The following is a 22,338-nucleotide window of genomic DNA, read 5'->3' on the forward strand; positions in this document are numbered from 1 at the left end:
TTCGACAGAACGGGTACGTTCGAAAGCGTGGCTGGATTCAGGATCGGACGCGGACGGGACTCCCAGTCCGCACAGCAAGGGCAGCAGCGCCCCGGGCAGCAGCAGAACCCACCCCCGGCGCAACCGCCGTATGGGCGGCGACAAGGTCCGTACGACGGCCACCAGGGAGGTGGGGGCGGCGGCCAGGGCCAGCAGTGGCAGCAGTCGGGGGGCCATGGCGAGCCGGAGTACTTCGGCGGCCCGCCGACGGCGTACGGGCAAGGGCCGGGTCCGGGATCGGGCCCGGGGCCGGGCAGACCCCATGACCCGCACTACGGCCGAGGCCAGACCCAAGGGCAGGGGCAGGGGCAAGGTCAAGGGCAGGGACAGGGACGTCAGGACAACCCTGGTCACACCCAGCAGTTCGGCGTGGGAGAGGGACCGGGCGCGTACGCCCCGTACGGCGGCCAGGCCCCGTACAACGACGGCTCGTACAACGACGGCGGGTACAACCAGGGCCCGTACAACGACGACGGTTACGACGGCGGCAACACCTACCAGGCCGGTCAGGCGCCCCCGCCGCCCGTCGGTCCGCGGTTGCCGTGGAAGGACCTGCTGAGCGGCATCGTGCTGCGGCCGAGCGCCACGTTCTGGCAGATGCGCGATCACCAGATGTGGGCGACCGCGATCACGGTCACGTTCATCTACGGCCTGCTCGCCGTCTTCGGCTTCGACAAGGCGCGCCGGGATGTGCTGAACGCCACGCTGTCCAACAGCATCCCGTGGGTGCTGACGACGGCCGTGATCGTCGTCATCGCGAGCCTGATCCTGGGCACGGTGACGCACACGCTGGCGCGGCAGCTGGGCGGTGACGGGGAGTGGCAGCCGACGGTGGGGCTGTCGATGCTGCTGATGTCGATCACGGACGCGCCGCGGCTGCTGTTCGCGATGTTCCTGGGCGGCGACAGCCCGTTCGTACAGGTGCTGGGGTGGGCGACATGGCTGGCGGCGGGGGCGCTGTTCACGTCGATGGTGAGCAAGTCGCACGATCTGCCGTGGCCGAAGGCGCTGGCGGCGTCGGCGATCCAGCTGGTGGCGCTGCTGACGATCATCAAGCTGGGCACGTTCTGACCTGACGCCCGATCCGTACGCACGGGGGCCCGGCCGCCAAATGGCAGCCGGGCCCTCCGTACGTTCCGTACGTACTCTTTAAGCGTCGAGAACCTGGCCGTCACGCCGTACGACGGGCGGCTCGACGCTCCACGGGAAGTTGATCCAGTCCTCGGTGTGCTTCCAGACGTACTCGCACTTCACGAGGGACTGCGGCTTCTCGTAGATGACGGCGCAGCGCACGTCGGCGACGTGGCCGGCGCAGAAGTCGTGGACGAGCTTGAGGGTCTTGCCGGTGTCGGCGACGTCGTCGGCGACGAGGACCTTCTTGCGGCTGAGGTCGACGACGTTGGGGACGGGCGGCAGCATGACCGGCAGGTCGAGGGTCTGGCCGACGCCGGTGTAGAACTCGACGTTCATGACGTGCAGGTTCTTGACGTCGAGGGCGTAGCCGAGGCCGCCGGCGACGAAGAGGCCGCCGCGCGCGATGGACAGGATGATGTCCGGCTCGTAGCCGTCGTCGGCGACGGTCTGGGCCAGCTCGCGGATGGCCTCGCCGAAGAGCGGATACGTAAGGTTCTCGCGCTTGTCACTCACTGCCGTGCTCTACCTGTTCCCTCTGCGATGTCCGTGGTGTCCGCGGTGTCTGCGATGCCTGCGGTGTCTGCGATGCCTGCGGTGTCAGACCTGGGTGCGGTGGAAGTTCTGGAAGGAGCGGGAGGGCGTGGGCCCGCGCTGCCCCTGGTAGCGGGAGCCGTACTTGGCGGAGCCGTACGGGAACTCGGTCGGCGACGTCAGCCGGAACATGCACAGCTGGCCGATCTTCATGCCGGGCCACAGCTTTATGGGCAGGGTCGCGACGTTCGAGAGCTCAAGGGTGACGTGCCCGGAGAAGCCGGGGTCGATGAAGCCGGCGGTGGAGTGCGTCAGCAGGCCGAGGCGGCCGAGGCTGGACTTGCCTTCGAGGCGGGAGGCGACGTCGTCGGGGAGGGTGACGACCTCGTACGTGGAGGCGAGCACGAACTCGCCGGGGTGCAGGATGAACGCCTCGTCCCCCTCCGGCACGACCTCACGCGTCAGGTCCGGCTGCTCGACGGCCGGATCGATGTGCGGGTACCGGTGGTTCTCGAACACCCGGAAGTAGCGGTCGAGCCGCACATCGATGCTCGACGGCTGCACCATCGACTCGTCGTACGGTTCGATACGCACCCGGCCGTTGTCGATCTCGGTCCGGATGTCCTTGTCTGAGAGAAGCACGCCACGAGGGTACGCGCACGCCGCGGGCCCGGCCCAATCGGACCGGGCCCGCGCGCCGCCCAGACGCGGCTCTCTCTTGGCTATCGCTCCTCGGCAGCGACCGGCACGGAGTGCCGGAGCCGGGCGCATCGCGGACAGCGCAGAAGCCGCCCAGGGCCGATCCGTCCGGCGTTGAGGTGCTGCATCGGGAACGACGCGGTGCTGAACACGTGCCCTTCGGCACAACGGACGACGGTGCGCTCCATCGAGTCCCTTTCCCCATGTACGTGAAAGACAAAAGCCACATTAGGGGATGGCTCGGGCGCACTCACACGCGGCACTCCGACCGACTTCCGCGCCCACACCGTACGCCCCAACTCCCGCACCCCGCAGCCGCATCCCCCTCCCCCCACACAGCACAAAACCCCACGGCAAATGCGCCGAGGGGCGGCCATGGGGTACAGTGTGCGACGGTACGAAGCCCCGCTCACGGGGCTCCGTGCGGGTGTAGTTTAATGGTAGAACATGAGCTTCCCAAGCTCAGAGCGCGAGTTCGATTCTCGTCACCCGCTCCACGACAGACCCCCAGGCCGGCGGCCCGGGGGTTGTTTGTCGTCCGGACCACGCTAGGCGTCGCGTGCCAGATGCCTGAACATCAGCGTCGCTCCGACCTTCACGCCCTTCCCTCATCCGCGCGTACGCGTGCGTCGACGCCGGTCGCCACGTCCTTCACCACTCACTCGTCGAGTGCTGGTAAATCAGCGCGCCCCCGCTCCGATATGAGCCGGATGAGGACGGGCAACATGTCGGCCGCCTGTGCGGGATCAGCGGCCGGGGCCAACAGGCATGGGGCGAACGGGGCCAGTTCCACCCCGCGCTTGCAGTCGATCCCGACCTGCGCGACCGATTGCCAGGCAAGGCCGGTGATCAGATGGCGCAGGAACATGGACTTGCCCGAGAGGGTGGCCCCGAGGGTGAGTTGGTGCGGGGTGGTCCGGTAGTCGCGCACGAAGGGCGTCGCGTCCTCCCGCATCTCCACCGGCACCTTGAGGAAGTCGCCGCCGATCTCGCGCGGCATGCGCACTTTTCGCAGGATGTCGAAGCCGACGAGCCCCAGGTCGACCACGCCGGGCTTGACGACCCTCACGTGCACGGCGTGAACTCCCCAGGGGTTCGGCGGAGGCGTCGTCGTCGGCCGGTCCCTGGTCGGAGGCGAGCCGGAGCCGACACGTAAGCCGGTGGCCGTCGGCCGCAGGACGCCCCGGCAGAGCGGGACCGGCCGGACTTCCCGGCGGGTGAGTGCCTGAGTGGCCCAGGCGCGGAGGCGGGAGGGCGGGACGGTCAGGCCGCAGGAGTCCATGGCGGACCCATACGTACTGAGCAGCCGCACGGCGACGACCGGCAGGCCGACGGTCGGCCAGTACGCAGCGGGGTGCCGGGCCCGGAGGTAGGCGGCCCCGCCAGCCGCAGCCGTCGCAGAGCCGCCTACCTCCATCAGCGTCGTCAGATCGGTTACAGGACTCAGGCCGCCTCGGGGCAGGCAGAGGCTGCCCGATCCGCTGGCGCGCGTAAGGCCCCCTGCCCCCTCGCGCCAAAGCAACTCTTGCCCAAAGCCGCTCCGCCGACCGCAGTGTCACGGCAAGGTTGCCAGTGTCGACCGCTAGCGTCAGCACGGGCAGAGCCGAGTAGAAACCAGCAGGGGAGCGCCCAAGATGCCGAACTCCGGAGAAACTTTCGAAAGCTATATCCAGTTCGTCTACCAAACACTACTCAACAACAGGGGAGAGAATATCTCCGTAGCCCGCAGGGCCACCGTGCGGGACAACCACGGAAATACCTACAACATTGACGTATTCTACGAATTTGACGTCGCAGGAGTTCACCATCGAGTAGCAATTGAATGCAAGGACACTCGTCGCCCCGTCGAGCGCGATGAGGCAATTTCTTTCGCCGGAAAAATTCGCGACCTCCCCAGCACGATTGGGATCTTCATCTCAAAGAGTGGCTTTCAGCGAGCGGCGAAAAAGTACCTGGAAGATCACGGCATCGTACACTATTCCGGTGGGGATCTACCACACCTTGGGCAGGTTGTCGCCTCGATGATCTCATCGATCGCACTGCCCGGCAATTCAGCCACTGGCCAGCCATTTTGGACCTTAATGGGGGGTAATGACGGAGAGCCTGACGGAACTTGGCGAATGATTCCGTTGCAGAGTGAGAGCGGAGAACAGGAGGAAGCTTTCCCTCTCTTCTTTTCAAAGCCTCAAGCAGAGGCTTTTCGCGCGCGGTGCGCACCAGAGGCATGCGTTCGAGGAGTCGAGCAGGGCATGCTTAGATTCTTGATGCTTTGCGCAAACAATGAGAATCGCCATTTTGTCGTCTTTCGCCCTGCGCTAACCGACGATGGCGTACGACTCGGCCCGGAGGTCTGGACTCCACGTGAACTCGCCAGTGAGTTCTCCACAGAGGACATCTCAGTCAAGATGAAGGGCTCTCAATGAAACTTGCAGGCCCCTTCCCACGGAATCGTATGACGCGACGTGATTTCACAAGAAGTGATGCGCCTGGGGTTTCACCCCGCCGATTGGCTCCGCATCACATCGCACCAGAACGACCGGTGAAGCGCGGTCAACAGGGGGCACCACACTGTGCGCACCACCCGGCAGAAACCCAGCATCCGACCAGCTCAGACCCGCAGTTGCCATCAAATGATCAGTGATTCCCAAGCATAGAGCGCGAGTTCGATTCTCGTCACCCGCTCCACGACAAACCCCCAGGCCGGCGGCCCGGGGGTTGTTTGTTGTCCGAACCGGTTCAGGGACTCCGCACCGCCTCCGCGCCACCTACGCATCAAAAGTCTTCGTGCAGGTCGTGCCTGTACCTCGTTCGCGTTGGAACACCGGCGTCCGGAAGGCCAAGCGGCCTCGCCGGGAACAACCGGTCCGGCCCGCACGGTTGCATCGACGGAGAGACCGGCGCCGCACGGGCGGGGAAGCCGGCACGGAGACCACAAGGTCGTCCGGCCCACCAGGATTCGGCCCCGGGGCCCGGCCCCGGGATCGCGGTACGCCCGCCGCGCACTCGGACCAAGACCCATTTCCGCAGGAGGACTGTTCCATGACTGACTGGCCCTTGACGCTCATGGCCGTACACGCCCACCCCGACGACGAGGCCACCAGCACGGGAGGGGTCCTCGCGCAGTACGCGGCGGAAGGCATCCGCACGGTTCTCGTGACGTGTACCGACGGCGGTTGCGGTGACGGACCGGGGGGCGCCAAGCCGGGCGATCCCGGGCACGATCCGGCGGCCGTCGCCCTGATGCGACGTCAGGAACTCCAGGCGAGCTGCGACGCCCTGAAGATCAGCGACCTGGAGATGCTGGACTACGCCGACTCCGGAATGATGGGCTGGCCGAGCAACGACGCCCCCGGGTCCTTCTGGCAGACCCCCGTGGAGGAAGGCGCCGCCCGGCTCGCGGAGCTCATGGAGCACTACCGGCCCGATGTGGTCGTCACCTACGACGAGAACGGCTTCTACGGCCACCCCGACCACATCCAGGCCAACCGCATCACGACGGCGGCGCTGAAGATGACCGACCTGACACCGAAGGTCTACTGGACCACGATGCCCCACTCGGCGATGCAGCGGTTCGGGGAGCTCATGCGTGAGTTCGGGGACATGCCGGAGCCGGACCCCGCCGAGCTCGCCGCGCTGGCCGAGATCGGCCTGCCCGACGACAAGATCACCACGTGGGTGGACACCACCGAATTCAGCGGTCAGAAGTTCGATTCGCTGGCGGCGCATGCCAGCCAGGGCGAGAACATCTTCTTCCTCAAGATGGGCAAGGAGCGGTTCGGCGAGTTGATGGGCATGGAGACCTTCGTACGCGTCCAGGACACCACCGGCGCGGCCATCCCCGAGAACGACCTCTTCGCCGGACTACGCTGACCCGCTCGTCCGGCCGGGGCGCGGGAGGACCGGCCCCATCGGCCTCCCGCCCCGTCCCCCTCCGAAGGGCCGGCACATCCGGGTGGACCAGCTCCCAGCCCCTGCCCAGGCCGACCGTCTTCCCGGACTCGGCACGGCGGGGCCGTGCCACAACGTGTCAGTAGCGGCGGCCTTCGGCGCTGCATCGTCGGGTCCACCCCCGCAGTCGCGGGGAGCAGAGGACGTCAAGGAGCTTCTGCTTCTCGTCGTTGGGTCCATCCCCGCAAGCGCGGGGAGCAGCCTGACTGACCTGCGGGTTTCCCACGAAGCCAGACCACTTTGAACCAACCCCCGTGCCACTGCGTGCCAGGAGGGGCGGTGAGCAGCGGTCAAATAGGGCTCCGCGGACGGCCCCGAGCTTTGTTGTTTTCTGCACCACATCAAACACCGCGTGCCCGCTCCGTGCCCGACGCCTTTTGCAGCACTGCCCAGTAACGGGTGGGAGCTTCCTGTCGGGTGGACATGCCCCCAACGTGTACACGACTCCCAGTCACAGGGCCCGGGGTCGCTTCCTCGCGTCGATGCGGGAACACGGTCACTCAGCGCGGCGCGCTACCCGGCTTTGCCGTAACGGCAAACAATTTCGCTTATGTACTCGGGCCGGACGCAGCATCCGAACCACCGACCCCACCGGTCGGTCCGCGACCAGTCGGGCGTGCGCGGTGACGCGCCGTATGACGGCCCGCCGTCCACCGTCCGTGACCGTGCTGCGGCTGCTCTCGACCGGCCGTCGAACCGGTTCGGGGGTTCCCGGCCGGCGGTGGGTCCTGACGGCGGTCGCGAGCGACCGCCACATTGGAGGGGAGAACGCTGTGTCCAGTGATTGCTTCGGGGGCGAAGGAGCGTCGACCGGCTACGACAGGTGGCGTCGTAGCCGGTGGGAGGAGATGGCGGGCCCGGACGGGAAGGCGGGCCGCATCGCCTATCGGTTGATCACGGAACCGGGGCAGGAGGTCCCCGAGGTTCCGGGGCGGTGGACGTCCACCGGTTTCGCGGGGAGCCTGACGCTGACCGCGGCCCGTGCGGAGGGCGTGTCCGTCGGTGACCAGGCCGTGGACGGCACCGTGGAACTGACCAGCGCCAGCCGCCTGTCCTTCCCCGGCGGGCGGCGCGGCACCGTAGAGGAACTGCGGGGAGCCCATGTCCTGGTCGTGTGGGATCCGACCGCGCCCACTCTCGTCGGCCTGCGCGGGATCGAGGCGTGGCCGTGGGACCCGGCCTGGGCCGTCGAGGCGGAGTACCGTCCGGCGGATGCCGGGCGTCTCCTGGAAGTGACCCGGCTGACCAGCCCGAGTATGCGCGACGCCCTCCCGGCCCCTGGTGACTTCGTCTTCGATCTGCGAGGCGAGCGGCACACGCTCCGGGCGTTCGGGGTGGGCGGCGACACCCTGCTGATCACGTTCACCGATGGCACCAGCGGCACGGACACGCCCGGCATGGGCCGGTGGTTGATCCTGCCCGAGCCCAAGGACGCCGCGAGCACGGCCCGTATCGACTTCAACCGGGCTGTAGTCCCCCACCACGTGTTTTCGGCGGCCTTCCCCTGCCCGCTGCCGCCCCCGGAGAACCACCTCCCCCTACGCGTCGAAGCGGGGGAACGCGCGCCCGTCTTCGAAGAATTCGAAGAAGAAGCCGCCATCGAAGAAGCGGTCATCGACGCCGCGACCGGCCCCGCCGCCTGACATTCGCCGTTTGACATTCGCCCCAACCGGCGTACCCCGAAAGGAAATACGATGACATCCGACCAGGACCTTCGCGCAGCAGCGGTGCACTACCTCCGACAGTGGGAGGTGCGGGACTACGCCGCGATGCGGTCCCTGTGCACCGACACCGCCACCGTGTGGCACAACGACGGAAGCGGCGACCAGCCGATCGACGAGAACATGGAACTGCTCAAGCGGCTCGCCGCGGACGTCGACACGCTCCGGTACGACGTCGTGCGGCAGTTCCAGGACCGCGACGAAGTGCTCCAGCAGCAGGTACTCCGTCTGACGGCGACTGACGGGTCCCGCAGCGAGGTGCACGCGGCGATGTACTTCCGGTTCGACGGCGGCCTCATCGACCGCATCGAGGAGTACTTCAACGTCGTACCGATCAACGAATCCGTACCGTCGCCCAGGCCCCCCGCCCAGGGCTGATCGCGGCCGCCCCTGCGAAGCGGTCGGCCGCGGCAGAACCCGATCCCGTACAGAACGCTGTCGGTAGATCCGGGGCCGTGCGTGACGTCGGTCTTCAAGACCTGGTGTGGTCTTGAAGACCGACGTTGTCGTATGGGATGGGTACGAATGCCAAGGCCTGTTTTTCATCCAGATCTCGGACGTTTCAGGGGGTCCGCAGACCCAAGCGCCGAGGTACCAACAGAACCTGCGCCGAACAAGCGTGGTGGGGTTGCCCGTTGCCCGCTTGCGCTCAGGTTCCTTCGGTCCAGTACTGGTGGAGCCGAGTCACCGCGTCCTCCTTGGTCAGACCGGCTACCGCCTCCTCCGAGAGGCCGACCCGATGGATCAGCAAATACACCAGATCCACGGGCAATGCTTCCTTCGGCACCGCCGGGGCTCCCCGGTCCGGTAGCCGACCGTCAAGCACGCAGTCCCAGAATTCGTCCTCGGAGACGTCGAACTGGTGTCGCAGGATGTGGCCCCACATCCCCGCGCCGTAGACCGTACGGTCCACCGGGTGGGAGATCCGCGTACGCAGGATCCGCCGCTCGTACGGCCTCAGCTCATAGGTGGCGTAATGCGTACCGGTACGCCCGCGCGCATCCCGTACTCGCTCCTATTTCTCAACGGCACAGAACTTCTCATGGCGCTCACGGTCCGGCTGCGGTCGGTTCACCGGCCCGTTCCGACCAGCCAGTCGCCCAACTGCTGATCGTCGCTCAGAGCGATCAGCTGTACCAGTCCCCAACTGTCGTAATGATCGGGCGCCGTACGCAGGCGGTCCTGCCAATCCTCCGCATATTCGCGTAGGGCGTCGACCATTTCCCCGATGGCCTCATCGAAGGACGCTCCGTCCGCTGCCACCGGAAGCCCGGGAATGAAGATCGACCAGCCCCCGGGCTCGGCAACAGCCTGGGCCTTCGCCGGGCAGCCCAGTGACAGGTAGTGACGCAGCCGCTCGACATCCACGACCGCGGCGCGGTCGGCATCCCGCCGGACTGTCGCCACTCGTCCCTCACCGGCCGCGTCAAGGAGGTCCTTGAAATGCGTGCGCGCCTCGGTATAGCTCTCGTAGTGCACTGCGGACACGGCGTCCCCCCTCGGGCTCCCCGTCAGGATGCCTCTCCCTGGTACGTACGCCAAATACGTCACGTACCTCCGCAGCCCTCCTCGGCCCGCCTGTGGCGCCACGCACGTCCCGCACGGTGACGGAGGCTAAGGCCGTGCCGGCTCGGTGGGCGTGGTCTCCGGCTGTGTCGACTGTGTCGGCGGCGTCGCCTCGGTCGGTTTGCTTCGGGCGATGCCGATGCCGGTGTAGCCGCAGATCACCGCGAAGACGGCGCCCAGGTAGCAGAGGAAGGCGTACGGCGCGTAGGAGAGGGTGGCGACGCCGAGTGCGGTCGACATGTACATTCCGGCCTCGCTCCAGGGGAGCAGGGGCACCATCACGGTGCCGGAGTCTTCCAGGGTGCGGGAGAGGTTCTTGGGTTCGAGGCCGTGCTCGGCGTAGACCTGTTTGAACGCCTCGCCGGGGATGAGGATGGTCAGGTATGAGGTGCCGGTGGCCAGGGCCACGCCGACCGACGAGCCCACGGTCGCCAGCACGATGCCGCCGGTGCGCCGTACGCGCCTGAGCAGGCGGGCCATCAGGACGTCCATGCAGCCGGCTTCGGTGATGATGCCCGCGAAGGCGAAGCCCGCGAGGCCGATCAGTACGACGTTCGTCATGGAGGCGAGTCCGCCGCGGTTGAGCAGGGTCTCGGCCGCGGCCGGAACGGCATGCGGGACCCCGGCGTGGCCTGCGAGCAGGTCGACGCTGAAGCCGTCGGACGCGGCCGTGCTCAGGTCGCTGATGGAGAAGCCCTGCACCGCGGCGCCGAGCACCGCCGCGACCATGGACGACAGGATGATCGTCGGGAGCGGCGGCTTGCGCAGCACCGCGCCGGCCAGGACGACGAGCGGCGGCAGGAACAGCAGCGGGCTGAACGTGAACGACTTGTCCAGGAAGTCGAGCAGATCCTGCGTCTGGTGGCCCGTTTCCTGCACCGAGCCCGTGTTCTGCGTCAGACCGAGGAAGAAGTAGATGACCAGCGAGACGAGCGCGGCCGGGACCGTCGTGTAGAGGAGGTGGCGGATGTGCGCGAAGAGGTTGGTGCCCGCGACGACCGGGGCGAGGTTCGTGGTGTCCGACAGCGGGGACATCTTGTCGCCGAAGTACGCGCCCGCCACGATCGCGCCCGCCGTCATGGGGAGCGAGGCGCCCAGCCCGCCCGCCACGCTGATGAGGGCGACGCCGACCGTTCCGACCGAGCCCCATGACGTCCCGGTGAGGGTGGAGACGACGGCTGTGATCAGGAACGACACCGGAATGATCCAGTGCGGGTCGATCGCTTGGAGGCCGAGGTCCACCATCATCGGGATGGTCCCGCTGATCATCCAGGTGCCGGTGAGCATCCCGATGGATATCAGGATCAGCAGCGCCGGCATCGTCGAATGGATCTTGCGGCAGATGCCGGCCAGCATCTGCTCCCAGCTCACGCCGAGCCGCAGGGCGAAGGCTCCCGCGAAGGTACCGGCGACGATCAGCAGGATGACGGGGGCGATGTCCAGCCAGACCGTTCCGGTGACCAGGAGGACGATCATCACCACGACCGGGGTGAGGGCCTGGAGGAAGGTCGGCCTGCGCCGGGACGTCTCGGCCGGAGCGGTTTCTGGCATGAGTCGCTCTTTTCGGGGTGGTTGTGGGCGTTTCCGGGTGGTTGGGGGCAGGGTTCAGCCGGCCGCCGGGCGGTCCGGCGCACCGAGGGTCTCTGTGGCGGGGGGCTGCTCCTGCGGCGGAGATTTACTTCTGTTGTGGAGATTTACTTCTGTGGTGGGGGCGGGGGCGGGGGCGGGAGTGTGGGCGGGGGCGAGGCTTGGCTACGGCGCACCGCGCGGCGTACGGGACGCCTGGTGGTGGACGAGGTCAGCGATCCGGTCCGCGGGAAGGGCTGGGGCGTGGTGGCCCCGTACGCCGGTCACCGGGCGGGCGGCGAACAGGGAGCCGAGCACCGCCTCTTCGGTGGCTTCGGCGGCGGCCCGGAAGAACAGGTCGATCAGCGGGCCGTCCTCGGCGAGGGCCGAGGCGGCGCGTACGGGACCCGACGGGCGGTGCGGGACGCGGTGCGTCGTCGACCAGGCCAGGGCGTACTCGCCGCTGCCGTGCTGGACGATGCCGCCGGTACGGGCCAGGCCGACCGTCGCGCGCTTGGCGATGCGGCGCAGCTGACGGGCGTCGGCCGGGGCGTCCGTGGCGATGAGGACTACGCAGGACCCGGCGCCGCGCGCGAACTCGGCCTGTTCCCTGGCCTGATGCGGGGTGAGAGTGCGGCCCACCGGGACGCCGAGCACGGTCAGGTCGTCGGCCAACCCGAAGTTGGCCAGGACCAGGGCGCCCACGGTAAAGGCAGTGCCGCCGCCGGCGTCGACGAGGCGTGAGCTGGAACCGATGCCCGCCTTCCAGCCGAAGGCCACCATGCCGGTGCCCGCTCCCACCGCCCCTTCCTCCACAGGGCCGTCGGACGCCGCCGCCAGCGCGTCGAGGACGTGGGCCGGGCGCACGTGCAGGCCCCGGATGTCGTTGAGCCAGCCGTCGTTGCATTCGAGGACCACCGGGTTGACGGTGCCCGTCGTGGTACCGATCTCCGGGTGCCCGTCCAGCGCGTGCCGGGCCAGGCCCTCGAAGGCGGAACCGACGCCGAGCGTGTTCGTGAGCGCCAACGGCGTTTCCAGCACGCCCAGTTCGGCTACCTGGCTCAGGCCGGCCGCTTTCCCGAAGCCGTTGACGACCTCCAGGCCCGCGACCGGCTTCTCGCGGAACAGCGATCCGGGCGCTGGGACGACGACGGTCGCCCCGGTGCGTACGGGGAGTTCCGCGTCGTGTTGATCGAACGCATCGGGCGGATCGAGCGGATCGAGCGGATCGAGCGGATCGAGGGTGACGGGCGTATCGATAGTGACGGGCGTATCGATGGTGACGTGGCCTACGCGGACGCCGGGTACGTCGGTGAGGGAGTTCGCCGGGCCGGGAGGCAGGATGCCGGGGGCGATGCCCAGGTCGCGGGGGCGGGGGCGGTTGGCGCGCGTCATGGTGCGGTACGTCCCGACGGCGCGATACGTCCCGAGGGTGCCGTACCTCCCGAGGGTGCCGTACGTCGCGCCACGGGGCGCTCCTCGTCGCCGCCTTCAGGTTGCGCAGCCTGCATGGCCTGCAGCAGTTCGGTTTCCACCAGCGCGAGGTGGGCTTCCATCAGGTTCGCCGCGAGGTCGGCGTCGCCCTCCGCGACCGCCTCCGCCATCGCTTCGTGATCGCTCAGCGATGTCTCCGTGTGAGAGGTCCGCGAGGTGAGGCCGCTGCGCAACACGATCACCTGCTGTTGCACCAGCCACACCTGTTCGGCGATGCGCGGGCTGTGCGCCGCTTCCATCAGCGAACGGTGGAAGTCCAGGTCCAAGTCGTACAGCAGCTTGCGTCCCGTCTCGCGGGCCTTGCGGGAGCGCTCGCACACCTTGCGCAGGCGGGTCACTTCCTGCGGCCGGCGGCGGTGCGCGGCCATGCGTGCCGCCGCGCATTCGAGAGCCGCGCGCAGTTCGAAGAGCGCCGCCACGTCGTCGGGGCGGGCGGCGAAGACGGCGGCGCCCTTGTTGGGCACGTGGACGAGCAGGCCCTCGCTCACCAGCTGCCCGATGGCTTCCCGCAACGGGCCCCGGCTGATGCCCAGGTCACGGGCGATCTCCACCTCGTTGAGGCGGGAGCCGGGCGGTAGCACGCCGGTGAGGATCTGCTCCCGCAGCATCTCCACGACTTGTCCCGCCAAGCCGCGGTGGACCAGTCCGGTCATGGAAATCTCCAAGGGGGCGAGAGGGCGAGGGGCCGGCGCGGTGCTCGCAGTACAGCACTCGCGGGGGCGCGAACTGTCGACAGTCGCCACGAAAAGTGGTGACAGACGACAGTGGACAGGCGGTGCGGACCCGCTGTCAACGGTTGTCCACGACCGTCTTTCATCGTGGGCGGACCATCGACATGTGCGCCGGAAACTGATAACTGTCGACAGTTGGAAGGGCGTAACCCCTCGGCACGGCACGGCCCGCGCAATCGACCGAAGGAACGAACATGACCCCCGCAGCCCCCAAGGAAGACCCCCAGGAACCCGCCGCTCCCGCACGGGCGGCGCAGACCGCCTACCCCGTGCTCGCGGAGGTCTGGCGCGGCGACTTCCTGGAGTCCGTGCACCACGGATCGGTCGTGGCCCTCGACGCCGACGGCCACGCCGTGCTGACCGCGGGCCCCGTCGACACCCCCATGTACCCGCGTTCTTCCAACAAGCCGCTCCAGACCGTCGGCATGCTCCGGGCGGGCCTCGACCTCGACGGCGAACTCCTCGCGCTGGCCTGCGCGAGCCACTCCGGCGAGTCCTTCCACCTCGACGGCGTACGCCGCATACTCGCGGGCGCGGGCCTGACCGAGGAGGCGTTGCAGTGCACCGCCGCACTGCCCATCGGCGCCGAGTCGCAGCCCGCGCACCTGGCCGCCGGGCTCGGGCCGAGCCGCATCACCATGAACTGCTCGGGCAAGCACGCCGCGATGCTGGCCACCTGCGTGGCCGCGGGGTGGCCCGTACAGAACTACCTCGACCCCGACCACCCCCTCCAACTCGCCCTGCGTGCGGCGCTGGAGGACCTCGCCGGGGAGAAGTCGACCGCGGTCGGCGTCGACGGCTGCGGCGCTCCCCTGTTCGCACTCACCCTCAGCGGCCTCGCACGCGCCTTCGCCAAGCTCGCGACCGCCCCCGCGGGCAGCCACGAAGCGCGGGTTGCCGCGGCGATGAACGCCCACCCCGAGTACGTCGGCGGCACCGGCCGCGACGTCACCACCCTCATGCGGGCCCTCCCCGGCGCCGTCGCCAAAGACGGCGCCGAAGGCGTCTACGCCCTGGCCCTCCCCGACGGCTCCGCCGTCGCCCTCAAGATCGCCGACGGCGGCCAGCGCCCCCGCCCCGTCGTCATGACCGCGGCCCTGCGCCACATCGGCGTCGACACCGACACCGACCCCCGCCTCTCCGCCCTCACCACGGCCCCGGTCCTCGGCCACGGCGAACCCGTCGGCTCCGTACGGCCGTCGGGGGTGCTCGCCCACCCAACGCCCGCCCCTCACGCCTGACCGGCCGACCCGGCCCCCTCCTGAAACCTGACCACCCAATCGGACCGCTGCCCCGCTGAAGGCACGGGCGCGGGCATGCGCGGTAAGCACACCGTCACTCGCGCCCGACGAGATCCTCTCGGTGCCGGGGCTGCACCGGACTGCGGCAGTCGGCGGGTTGCGGCTCAGCACTACGCCGAGGACGTGCTGCCCAGGGAACGCTCGGCGTTGTCGACGAGCTCCTTGTATGTGAGCACCTCAACTCGATTCACATGGGTATTGAGTGTGCGAAGTGCTTCGGGCGAATCGCTTCCAGCATCTGGATCAGGGACTCCCTCCCCTGCGATGCCCCCAACTACGCCCCCAAATACCGCTGTTCATGTACCTCCGCGCCATCACGAGGGCTTCCCTCGCGTCCGGATGGACGGCCGCATCCAGTACATGCTCCAGCTGCGAATCCAATGAGAAGTCTGATCTGCCGGGCATGCGACGAGGGTGACCGAAGGGGCAGACGAAGGGGCTCCGAACCGGCCGATGCCATCACCTCGCGCGACCGCCGCTCGCACGATCGGCGGCCCCGGCTTCGCGTGTAGCACCTGGTGCTACAGGGTGCCATACTGGGGCAATGACAGCGCAGCCCGAGATCACCCAGCGCGACCTGCGCAGCCGTTCCAAAGAGATCATGGATGCCGTTCAGGGTGGGCAGGCCTTCACCGTCACACGCGACGGGCACCGGGTCGGGGAACTGACCCCGCTGCGCCGACGCCGGCGGTTCGTCCCCCGCTCCGAGTTCGCCGCCATGTCCCGAACAGCGTCGGGCATCTCCCTGGAGGCGTTCCGGTCCGACCAGGACATCACCGCCGAGCAGGAAGCGGACGATCCCTATGCCCACTGAATACGCGCAGGGGCTGCTCGATACCAACATCGTCATCCTGCGCAAGTGGATCAATGTCGAGGAACTCCCCGCTGAGGTGGCGGTCAGCGCCATCACCCTGGCGGAGCTGTCCGCCGGCCCTCACGAGGTGCGCAGGAACGAGGAGCAGGACGACTACGACGAGCATGCGGAGCGGGGCCGCCGCCTCGACATCCTGCAACGCGTCGAGAACGAGTTCGACCCCATCCCCTTCAACGCCGAAGCCGCCCGCCTCTACGGCAGAGTCTGTGCGGCCGTCATCAGCACCGGCCGCAAACCCCGGCGCAGGGTTGCCGACCTCATGATCGCTGCCATCGCCATCGCCGAAGAACTACCTCTCTTCACCACCAACCCCGATGACTACAAAGGCCTCGACGGACTTCTCACTGTCGTGCCCGTCACCCGCCCCGTCGTCCTTCACGACCGGTAGTACGGGCTGCACGACCGGTAGTCCAGGTCTGCCGCCCCCCGTCCGCACCAGCTGAGCCGGTACACCGCGGGCATCCAAGGTCATCATCGGGACCGTTCGCAGGAGGCTGGGGCACAGTACTCCGTATGACGACACCAACTGAGCTGCTCCGCGACTTCGCCCGGACCCGCGCCTCGCTCGACGGCGAGGAGGTTACGTACTGGTGGTCCGGGGACGTGTACTCCTGGGCGCCCGAGGAGCCCTACCAGCGCGTTTTCGGGTTTGAGGGGCTCAACGTCTCCCGCCTGGTCCAGGACGTCGAGGCCGGGCCGGACGCCTACCAACTGCTCACCCGCGAGGCCGCGTTCTATCTGGACCCTGTCAGCCGCGAGATCCTGGAGACGTGGCAGGACCTGCCGGTGGTGCACGTCTGGAACGACCCGGCGAACCAGAAGTGGCGGCCGTTCCCGATTCCGACGACCGAGCTCGGCGGGCAGGTCTGCTTCAGTCTGGAGATCCCGCTGGCCTATCCGTCGCCGCTGCCGGTGGCCGAGTATCCCGTCCACTCGTCCGGCGACACGTACAAGGCCCTGGAGCTCTTCCAGTTCTTCGCCGACCGCGCCGACCTGGCCGGCCCCGCGCCCAGCGTTCCGGCCACCATGTCGTGGTCCCGGATGTCCCCGTGGCTCCCGTGGATGGCCCGCGGCCAGGCGCCCGGCGGGCTCACCTTCCACTGCCGGGGCCGCAAGCTCGGCTCGTACGCCGAGGTCCCCGAGCGCACCCGCGCCTACATCGCCGACCACCAGCCGGAATTCGCCCACGCCCCGGAGAAGTGGAGCGCCCCGAACGAGACCAGCTGGACGTACTTCCGCAAGCTCAACCCGCCGCAGTAGCCACGCGGGCTTCCCCTGCCGCCCAGCCGCCTCCAGCCCTGGTCGGCGGCCCGAGGTTCTTCTGCTGGCAGGTTCCCGCAGGAGCTCGTGTCCGCGGATCGAGGAGCTCAGCATCGGCTCTTCCTGGATAATCGGCGTATGGCAGTACAGCCCGGTCTTTCCGATCTTCGCCGCGCCAAGTTCGCCCGGCGCTTGCCCGCAGCGCTTTCCGAACTTGTCGGCCCTGAGCACGGCACCGTCAGCCTGCCGCTCCACCTGGCGTGGTCGGGGCTGACCACGTTCGACGTCGATCAGCCCCGACTGCGGATGAGCTATTACCGCATCGTCCTGGCCGAAGGCTTGCACGACGACCTGGTCCAGTACCTCAACCGGGACCTTCTCATCAGCCTGTGGCCCACACTCCGCACACTGGTCAGCCGCGATGTCCGTGCGGTCTGGGAGAGCTCCTTCGACGAACTGGCCCAGAGCGCGCAGGCCGCCGCGTGAACCTCACCGATCTGCACCGCCGCTTGCTCACCGACGTGCTCGCCGTGGGCGGTGCCTACCCGCTGGCGCTCACCGGCGGCTACGCGGTCCAAGCGCACGGCCTGGTCGACCGGCTCAGCCAGGATCTCGACGTCGCTACCGAGAATCCGGACCGTATGGAGGACATCGCGACTGCCGTACTCACCGGACTGGAACAGCGTGGATGGCACGTCAGGGCTCTGGAGACAGACCCGCTGTCCGCACGTTTGATTGTCACGGATCCTGGCAGTCGTGAGGAGTGCGAGGTCGACATCCTCAAGGAGGCGCTCTGGCGCCCTCCCGTGCGCACCGAGCACGGCTTGGTGCTGTCCCTTGAAGACGTCGTCGGCACCAAGGTCCGCGCACTGGCCGGCCGGGGACTCGCCAGAGATCTGATCGACGTACAGGCCGCCGCAGATCGTTGGACCCACGTCGAACTCGAAGAACTCGGTCGACGCCACGCCCGCGACTCCTTCGACCTCGGCGAGCTCCAGGCACGGCTGGTCGGGTCCGACTGGATCGACGACACGGAATTCGCCGCCTACGGCCTCGACGGGCGAGCGATCGACGAGCTGCGGCAGTGGGCGCAGAAATGGGCGGACGGCATCGGGGAGCGGTTGCAGGAGCTTGAGGCTCCGCACGAGGACTGATGGCCTCAGGGATACCGGCCGTCGGGCAAGTGCGCGGCTTCCGGTTCACCGTTGACCGACGCAGTCCAGCAGACCCCGTATTACGCGCATCCCCCGCACCGGTTGGACCGGTGCGGGGGATGCGCCTACTTCGGCGGATCAGAGGTGTTGTCGTCCGCTCACTCGGTGGTGACGGTCGACTTCGCCGGCTCCGGTTCCGGCATCGTCTCCAGTTCCGGCTCCGACTTTGCCTTCGGCTCCGGCTCCAGCTCCGGCTCCCTTGGCAGGAGGCCCTGTTCCCGTGCCATCTGCTTGGCCACGCGTGGGGCTGTCCACAGGGTGGGGAGCATGATGAAGCCGACGGGGACGGCGGTGACGACGATGAAGGATTGCAGGGCGGTGATGCCGCCGTCGCCGACGAGGATGAGTACGGCGGCGGCCGCGCCCATGAGGAGGGCCCAGAAGGCTCGTACGGCTCGGGTGGGTTCGCCGGACTTCGTGCCGGCGGCGGCGATGCTGTAGGACATCGAGTCGGTGGTGGTCACCACGAACGTGATGGTCAGCAGGAGCAGCGCGACCGCGACGACGGCGCCCATCGGGAGGCGTTCGGCCATGGAGATGACGGCGGCGTCCATGCCGACGGACTTGAGGGGGCCCGAGATCGTGCCGGGGTGCTTCTGTTCGAGGTAGATGCCGGTGCCGCCGAAGACGGTGAACCAGAACATGGTGGCCAGCGGCGGGATGATCGCGGTGGAGATCACCAGGTCGCGCACGGTGCGGCCCTTGGAGATGCGGGCCACGAAGATGGACATCAGGGGCCCGTAGCCGAGGAACCAGCCGAAGAAGAAGACGGTCCAGGAGCCGAGCCACTGGTGGTCACCGCGGTTGAGGGACAGCGGCACGAAGTCCTGTACGTACTGGCCGAGTCCCCCGAGGAAGGAGTCGAGTACGAAGCCGACGGAACCGAGTACGAGGAAGACGGCCATCAGAGCGACGGCGAGCCAGATGTTGGCCCGGCTGAAGAACTGGATGCCCTTGTCGATGCCGCTGGCCACGGACGCGACGGCGACGACGGTCAGCAGGACGATGACGCCGAGCTGCACGGGGTAGCCGCCGGAGATGCCGAACACCTTGGAGAGGCCGTACGAGACCTGGAGGCCGAGGAAGCCGATGGGGCCGACGGTGCCGGCCACCACGGCGATGACGCAGACGATGTCGACGGCCGCGCCCAGCCGGGAGTGCCGGACGCGTTCCCCGAGGATCGGGTACAGCAGGGTCCGCGGGCGCAGCGGCATGCCGCGCTCCTGGCCCCGGATCATCACGATCGAGGCGAGGGTCCCGAGGACGGCCCAGGCGAGGAAGCCCCAGTGCGCGAAGCTCTGGGAGAGCGCCGCGTTCGCCGCCTGCTGCGTGCCGCTCTTGACGCCTTCGTAGAAGGGGGGCGTCTCGACGTAGTGCTGTACGGGCTCGCCCGCCGCGAAGAAGACGCCGCCGCCCGCGAGCAGCGTGGACATGATCATCGCGATCCACTGGAACCGGCCGTACTCCGGCCGTGCCCCGGCCCCGCCGAGGCGCACCTTCCCGTACCGGGAGAATCCCAGCCACAGCGCGACGCCGAACGTCGCGAGCAGCAGCACCTGCCACAGCGGGCCGAACCAGCGGGCGACGAAGGTGAAGACGGAGTTCACGGCGTCGCCGGTGGCCGTGGGCGCGATCAGCGCGGACAGGACGAAGGCGATGAGCAGGCCGCCGCTGACGGCCAGCACCGGGATGTCGGTGCTGCGCCCGATGAGGTTGGTGAGTCTGGAGCGGTTACGTTCTCCGGGCGGCGGAGTCGCCGTCGGATGGCACTCTTCGTCGCCGCCCGCGGCCGGCCCCGCCTCGGCGGGGGCGTCCGCGCGGGCAGCGGTACGGGCATGGGGACTCGGCATGGGATTCCTTGCTGAAGGGGTCATTCCGCGCACGGGGGCATGACGCACCACAAGGACTCACGCGCTCACAAGACGCAGGACCGCTCGGTGCGCGGGTCAGTGGAAAGGCTCCTATCCGTGGAGCTATGCGGTCAAATCGGGTCCGGGATCATGCGCCCCGAGACCCCTCCTGCCCCTTTTTGACCTGCGGATTCCCGGTTCCGGTGAGTGCGGTGTTGATGAAGGTCACGCTCCACGGCCGGGGTGTGGGTCCGGCCCAGGTCTGTGACCTGGGCCTTCTTAATTGAAGATCAGGGATCAGGGAGTGGCGGGCTCCGGTGTCGTCGCCCTCTCCCGCCAGTCGATCCGGTGGAAGTGCAGCGGGCGCAGCATGTCCTCCAGTGCCGGGAAGGCCGGGGCGGCCTTCTTGCCGGACTTGACCTCGTTGACGGCCGCGGCGTTCTCGCCGATCACCTCCACGCGCGGCCGGCGCAGCGCCTCGTACGTAGCGAACGCCGCTTCGTACGAGGGCAGGTCGCGCAGGCAGCGGGCCAGTTCGACGGCGCTCTCCAGGGCCAGCGAGGCGCCCTGCCCGGAGCTGGAGGACGGGGCGTGCACCGAGTCGCCGACCAGGACCAACCGGCCGCGGTGCCAGTGCGGTACGGACGGCATGCGCTCCATCGGGCCGACCGCCATCAGGTCGGCCGGGTCGGCGTGCCGCAGCATCCGTTCGCCCGGCACGTGGCCGGTGTACAGCTCGCGCAGCCGGTCCAGCCACTCGGCGGAGGGCGTGCGCGCCACCTCCGCCTGGGTCGGCGGGGTGTCCGTGGGCAGCCCGGCGAACCAGATCAGCCGCCCGTCCGCGGCTCGCCAGTGGCCCATGAACGTACGGCCGAAGGCGAAGTGCATCACGCCCGGCTCGGCCCCGACGCCGCAGTCCGCCGGCGCGTAGCCGCCGAAGCTCAATATGCCGCCGTACTCGGGGGCCGGGGCCAGCGGGTCGATCAGGGTACGGACGGTCGAACGGATGCCGTCGGCGCCGATCAGGATGTCCGCGGTCGCGGACGTTCCGTCGGCGAAGCGGGCCACGACGCCGTCGGGCGCCTCCTCGGCGGACACCAGCCGCTTGCCGAACTCGAAGCCGATGCCCTCGGCCACCGCGTGGTCCGTCAGCGCCCGGAACAGCCGGTCGCGCCGCAGGGTCAGCAGGGGCGGCAGTTCGGGGAAGCCGCCGAAGCTTGTGAGGCGGTTGCCCGCGCCGTCCGACATCACCATGCCGGGCACCGGGTGCCCGACGGCCCGTACGGCCGTGTCCGCGCCGACCGTCTCCAGCACGGCCAGGCCGTTCGGCGCCAGCCCGAGCCAGGCCCCGACGCCGTCCGCCGCCGCGGGGTACGCCTCATACACCGTCGCCTCGACGCCCGCCTTGCGCAGCGCCAGCGCCGCCACCGGGCCCGCCACTCCGCCGCCTATGACCAGCGCCGTACGGACGCCGGAACGGGCCTCGGAACGGACCTCGGGACGCCTGTCGGAACGTTCGTCGGAACGTCCGTCGGAACGGACGCCGAAGCCGTGATCCCTGTGGTCCCCGTTGTTGCTCATAACCCCTCCTGTGGGCTCGTCGCCATCCTCACCTCGCCATAGTTACAGAGTTACTAGTTTCATTGCAACTAGTCCTCTGGTCACTACCATGGCCTGATGACGACCGCCCCCGTGAAAAGCTCCCCGCTCGGCCTGACCGTGCTCGCGCTGCTCCATTACCGGCCGCTGCACCCCTACGGCATCCAGCAGCTGCTCAAGCAGTGGGGCAAGGAGCAGGTCGTCAATGTGGGCCAGCGCGCCGGGCTGTACCGGACGATCGAGCGGCTCCAGGCCGGCGGGCTGATCGCGGTCCGGCAGACGGAACGCGACCAGCAGTACCCCGAGCGGACCGTCTACGAGGTCACCGACGAGGGGCGGGCCGTCACCCGCGAGTGGCTGGAGCAGATGCTGGCCGTGCCGAAGGCGGAGTTCCCCGTCTTTCCGGCGGCGCTGTCGAACATGCTCATGCTCGACCCCGGCGAAGTGACCCCGATCCTCGAACGGCGGGCCGCCCACCTCGCCGAACAGCGCGCCGGACTGGAGCACGCCTTCACCGAGACCCCGCCCGGCCTGCCGCGCATCACGATGATCGAGAACGAATACCTGCTCGCCGTCCTCGGCGCCGAAGAACGCTGGCTGCGCGGGCTCATCGACGATCTGCGCGACGGCCGCCTGACCTGGTCGCGGGAGATGCTCACCACGTTCGGTGAGGCTTCGGGGGAGGCTACCGGGGCAGTTTCCCCCGAAGCCTCCGGACAGGCTTCGGAGTCGGAGTAACGGTCGGCTGCGTCTCGACCGCTTCAGCTCGCGTCCCAACCGGTGCAGTCCGTGTCCAGACCGTTTCAGCTCA

The 22,338-nt window shown here is 68.6% G+C and carries 22 protein-coding genes and 1 tRNA gene; 13 read left to right on the plus strand and 10 right to left on the minus strand.

Annotated elements, in window-relative coordinates:
• Positions 1-27: 27 nt before the first annotated feature.
• A complete protein-coding gene (locus AB0I22_RS00325) occupies positions 28-1,110 on the plus strand; it encodes a Yip1 family protein (RefSeq protein ID WP_363128337.1) in 1,083 nt (360 codons plus the stop codon).
• Positions 1,111-1,188: 78 nt separating this feature from the next.
• On the opposite strand, the gene AB0I22_RS00330 is transcribed toward AB0I22_RS00325, so the two are convergent.
• Both AB0I22_RS00330 and dcd read right to left on the minus strand, forming a co-directional pair.
• A complete protein-coding gene (locus AB0I22_RS00330; protein WP_363128338.1) occupies positions 1,189-1,686 on the minus strand; it encodes a phosphoribosyltransferase in 498 nt (165 codons plus the stop codon).
• A gap of 84 nt (positions 1,687-1,770) precedes the next feature.
• Positions 1,771-2,346: a dCTP deaminase gene (dcd, locus tag AB0I22_RS00335; RefSeq protein ID WP_363128339.1), complete on the minus strand. Its 576-nt coding sequence runs from the start codon at positions 2,344-2,346 to the stop codon at positions 1,771-1,773.
• Positions 2,347-2,826: 480 nt separating this feature from the next.
• Here dcd and AB0I22_RS00340 point away from each other — a divergent pair.
• A tRNA-Gly gene (locus tag AB0I22_RS00340) sits at positions 2,827-2,900 on the plus strand.
• Between the two features lie 161 nt (positions 2,901-3,061).
• On the opposite strand, the gene AB0I22_RS00345 is transcribed toward AB0I22_RS00340, so the two are convergent.
• Entirely contained in the window at positions 3,062-3,478 is a 417-nt protein-coding gene (locus AB0I22_RS00345) for an FtsK/SpoIIIE domain-containing protein (RefSeq protein WP_363128340.1), read from the minus strand.
• 559 nt (positions 3,479-4,037) lie between these two features.
• On the opposite strand from AB0I22_RS00345, the gene AB0I22_RS00350 reads away from it, so the two are divergent.
• From AB0I22_RS00350 to AB0I22_RS00365, 4 genes are all read left to right on the plus strand, one after another.
• A complete protein-coding gene (locus AB0I22_RS00350; RefSeq protein WP_363128341.1) occupies positions 4,038-4,826 on the plus strand; it encodes a restriction endonuclease in 789 nt (262 codons plus the stop codon).
• A gap of 616 nt (positions 4,827-5,442) precedes the next feature.
• Positions 5,443-6,273: a PIG-L family deacetylase gene (locus AB0I22_RS00355; RefSeq protein ID WP_363128342.1), complete on the plus strand. Its 831-nt coding sequence runs from the start codon at positions 5,443-5,445 to the stop codon at positions 6,271-6,273.
• Positions 6,274-7,199: 926 nt separating this feature from the next.
• A complete protein-coding gene (locus AB0I22_RS00360; RefSeq protein ID WP_363128343.1) occupies positions 7,200-7,994 on the plus strand; it encodes a DUF1684 domain-containing protein in 795 nt (264 codons plus the stop codon).
• Between the two features lie 51 nt (positions 7,995-8,045).
• Positions 8,046-8,450 carry a nuclear transport factor 2 family protein gene (locus AB0I22_RS00365; RefSeq protein WP_363128344.1) on the plus strand — a complete coding sequence of 135 codons (405 nt, stop codon included), beginning with the start codon at positions 8,046-8,048 and terminating at the stop codon, positions 8,448-8,450.
• Between the two features lie 271 nt (positions 8,451-8,721).
• Here the strand turns inward: AB0I22_RS00365 and AB0I22_RS00370 are convergent, their stop codons facing one another.
• The 5 genes from AB0I22_RS00370 to AB0I22_RS00390 form a co-directional block, all read right to left on the minus strand.
• Positions 8,722-8,985, minus strand: coding sequence for a hypothetical protein (locus AB0I22_RS00370; RefSeq protein ID WP_363128345.1), 264 nt, complete (start codon positions 8,983-8,985; stop codon positions 8,722-8,724).
• 158 nt (positions 8,986-9,143) lie between these two features.
• On the minus strand, positions 9,144-9,560 hold the full coding sequence (locus AB0I22_RS00375; protein ID WP_363128346.1) for a prevent-host-death protein: 417 nt from the start codon (positions 9,558-9,560) through the stop codon (positions 9,144-9,146).
• A 126-nt stretch (positions 9,561-9,686) separates the two neighbouring features.
• Positions 9,687-11,189, minus strand: a complete 1,503-nt coding sequence (nhaC, locus tag AB0I22_RS00380; RefSeq protein ID WP_363128347.1) for a Na+/H+ antiporter NhaC — start codon at positions 11,187-11,189, stop codon at positions 9,687-9,689.
• Between the two features lie 201 nt (positions 11,190-11,390).
• A complete protein-coding gene (locus tag AB0I22_RS00385; protein ID WP_363128348.1) occupies positions 11,391-12,599 on the minus strand; it encodes a P1 family peptidase in 1,209 nt (402 codons plus the stop codon).
• Complete coding sequence (locus AB0I22_RS00390; protein ID WP_363128349.1) at positions 12,596-13,351, minus strand: GntR family transcriptional regulator; 756 nt, start codon at positions 13,349-13,351, stop codon at positions 12,596-12,598. The genes AB0I22_RS00385 and AB0I22_RS00390 overlap by 4 nt, the downstream gene beginning before the upstream one ends.
• 272 nt (positions 13,352-13,623) lie before the next feature.
• Between AB0I22_RS00390 and AB0I22_RS00395 the strand changes: the two genes are divergently transcribed.
• The 6 genes from AB0I22_RS00395 to AB0I22_RS00420 all read left to right on the plus strand — a co-directional run bounded on the left by AB0I22_RS00395 (position 13,624) and on the right by AB0I22_RS00420 (position 18,018).
• Positions 13,624-14,670 (plus strand): asparaginase, encoded by a 1,047-nt coding sequence (locus tag AB0I22_RS00395; protein WP_363128350.1) that lies wholly within the window; start codon positions 13,624-13,626, stop codon positions 14,668-14,670.
• A gap of 604 nt (positions 14,671-15,274) precedes the next feature.
• Positions 15,275-15,544: a prevent-host-death protein gene (locus tag AB0I22_RS00400; protein ID WP_363128351.1), complete on the plus strand. Its 270-nt coding sequence runs from the start codon at positions 15,275-15,277 to the stop codon at positions 15,542-15,544.
• Positions 15,534-15,992 (plus strand): type II toxin-antitoxin system VapC family toxin, encoded by a 459-nt coding sequence (locus tag AB0I22_RS00405; RefSeq protein ID WP_363128352.1) that lies wholly within the window; start codon positions 15,534-15,536, stop codon positions 15,990-15,992. Before AB0I22_RS00400 ends, AB0I22_RS00405 begins: the two co-directional genes overlap by 11 nt.
• A 125-nt stretch (positions 15,993-16,117) precedes the next feature.
• Positions 16,118-16,864: a DUF1838 family protein gene (locus AB0I22_RS00410; RefSeq protein ID WP_363128353.1), complete on the plus strand. Its 747-nt coding sequence runs from the start codon at positions 16,118-16,120 to the stop codon at positions 16,862-16,864.
• 138 nt (positions 16,865-17,002) lie between these two features.
• Entirely contained in the window at positions 17,003-17,350 is a 348-nt protein-coding gene (locus AB0I22_RS00415) for a transcriptional regulator (protein WP_363128354.1), read from the plus strand.
• Positions 17,347-18,018 carry a nucleotidyl transferase AbiEii/AbiGii toxin family protein gene (locus AB0I22_RS00420; protein WP_363128355.1) on the plus strand — a complete coding sequence of 224 codons (672 nt, stop codon included), beginning with the start codon at positions 17,347-17,349 and terminating at the stop codon, positions 18,016-18,018. The genes AB0I22_RS00415 and AB0I22_RS00420 overlap by 4 nt, the downstream gene beginning before the upstream one ends.
• A 158-nt stretch (positions 18,019-18,176) precedes the next feature.
• Here the strand turns inward: AB0I22_RS00420 and AB0I22_RS00425 are convergent, their stop codons facing one another.
• Positions 18,177-19,928 carry a BCCT family transporter gene (locus AB0I22_RS00425; RefSeq protein ID WP_363128356.1) on the minus strand — a complete coding sequence of 584 codons (1,752 nt, stop codon included), beginning with the start codon at positions 19,926-19,928 and terminating at the stop codon, positions 18,177-18,179.
• A 297-nt stretch (positions 19,929-20,225) separates the two neighbouring features.
• Positions 20,226-21,509: an FAD-dependent monooxygenase gene (locus AB0I22_RS00430; RefSeq protein ID WP_363128357.1), complete on the minus strand. Its 1,284-nt coding sequence runs from the start codon at positions 21,507-21,509 to the stop codon at positions 20,226-20,228.
• Positions 21,510-21,605: 96 nt separating this feature from the next.
• On the opposite strand from AB0I22_RS00430, the gene AB0I22_RS00435 reads away from it, so the two are divergent.
• On the plus strand, positions 21,606-22,265 hold the full coding sequence (locus AB0I22_RS00435) for a PadR family transcriptional regulator (RefSeq protein WP_363128358.1): 660 nt from the start codon (positions 21,606-21,608) through the stop codon (positions 22,263-22,265).
• Positions 22,266-22,338 lie beyond the last annotated feature (73 nt).

This window comes from Streptomyces sp. NPDC050610, from assembly GCF_040654875.1.
GTDB lineage: Bacteria > Actinomycetota > Actinomycetes > Streptomycetales > Streptomycetaceae > Streptomyces.

Coding starts and splice junctions, on each gene's coding strand:
- AB0I22_RS00360 (WP_363128343.1), top strand. CDS start 7,200: ATGGCGGGCCCGGACGGGAAGGCGGGCCGCATCGCCTATCGGTTGATC.
- AB0I22_RS00395 (WP_363128350.1), top strand. CDS start 13,624: ATGACCCCCGCAGCCCCCAAGGAAGACCCCCAGGAACCCGCCGCTCCC.
- nhaC (WP_363128347.1), bottom strand. CDS start 11,189: ATGCCAGAAACCGCTCCGGCCGAGACGTCCCGGCGCAGGCCGACCTTC.
- AB0I22_RS00425 (WP_363128356.1), bottom strand. CDS start 19,928: ATGCCGAGTCCCCATGCCCGTACCGCTGCCCGCGCGGACGCCCCCGCC.
- AB0I22_RS00385 (WP_363128348.1), bottom strand. CDS start 12,599: ATGACGCGCGCCAACCGCCCCCGCCCCCGCGACCTGGGCATCGCCCCC.
- AB0I22_RS00350 (WP_363128341.1), top strand. CDS start 4,038: ATGCCGAACTCCGGAGAAACTTTCGAAAGCTATATCCAGTTCGTCTAC.
- AB0I22_RS00410 (WP_363128353.1), top strand. CDS start 16,118: ATGACGACACCAACTGAGCTGCTCCGCGACTTCGCCCGGACCCGCGCC.
- AB0I22_RS00390 (WP_363128349.1), bottom strand. CDS start 13,351: ATGACCGGACTGGTCCACCGCGGCTTGGCGGGACAAGTCGTGGAGATG.
- AB0I22_RS00400 (WP_363128351.1), top strand. CDS start 15,275: ATGACAGCGCAGCCCGAGATCACCCAGCGCGACCTGCGCAGCCGTTCC.
- AB0I22_RS00405 (WP_363128352.1), top strand. CDS start 15,534: ATGCCCACTGAATACGCGCAGGGGCTGCTCGATACCAACATCGTCATC.
- AB0I22_RS00435 (WP_363128358.1), top strand. CDS start 21,606: ATGACGACCGCCCCCGTGAAAAGCTCCCCGCTCGGCCTGACCGTGCTC.
- AB0I22_RS00365 (WP_363128344.1), top strand. CDS start 8,046: ATGACATCCGACCAGGACCTTCGCGCAGCAGCGGTGCACTACCTCCGA.
- AB0I22_RS00415 (WP_363128354.1), top strand. CDS start 17,003: ATGGCAGTACAGCCCGGTCTTTCCGATCTTCGCCGCGCCAAGTTCGCC.
- AB0I22_RS00355 (WP_363128342.1), top strand. CDS start 5,443: ATGACTGACTGGCCCTTGACGCTCATGGCCGTACACGCCCACCCCGAC.
- AB0I22_RS00430 (WP_363128357.1), bottom strand. CDS start 21,509: ATGAGCAACAACGGGGACCACAGGGATCACGGCTTCGGCGTCCGTTCC.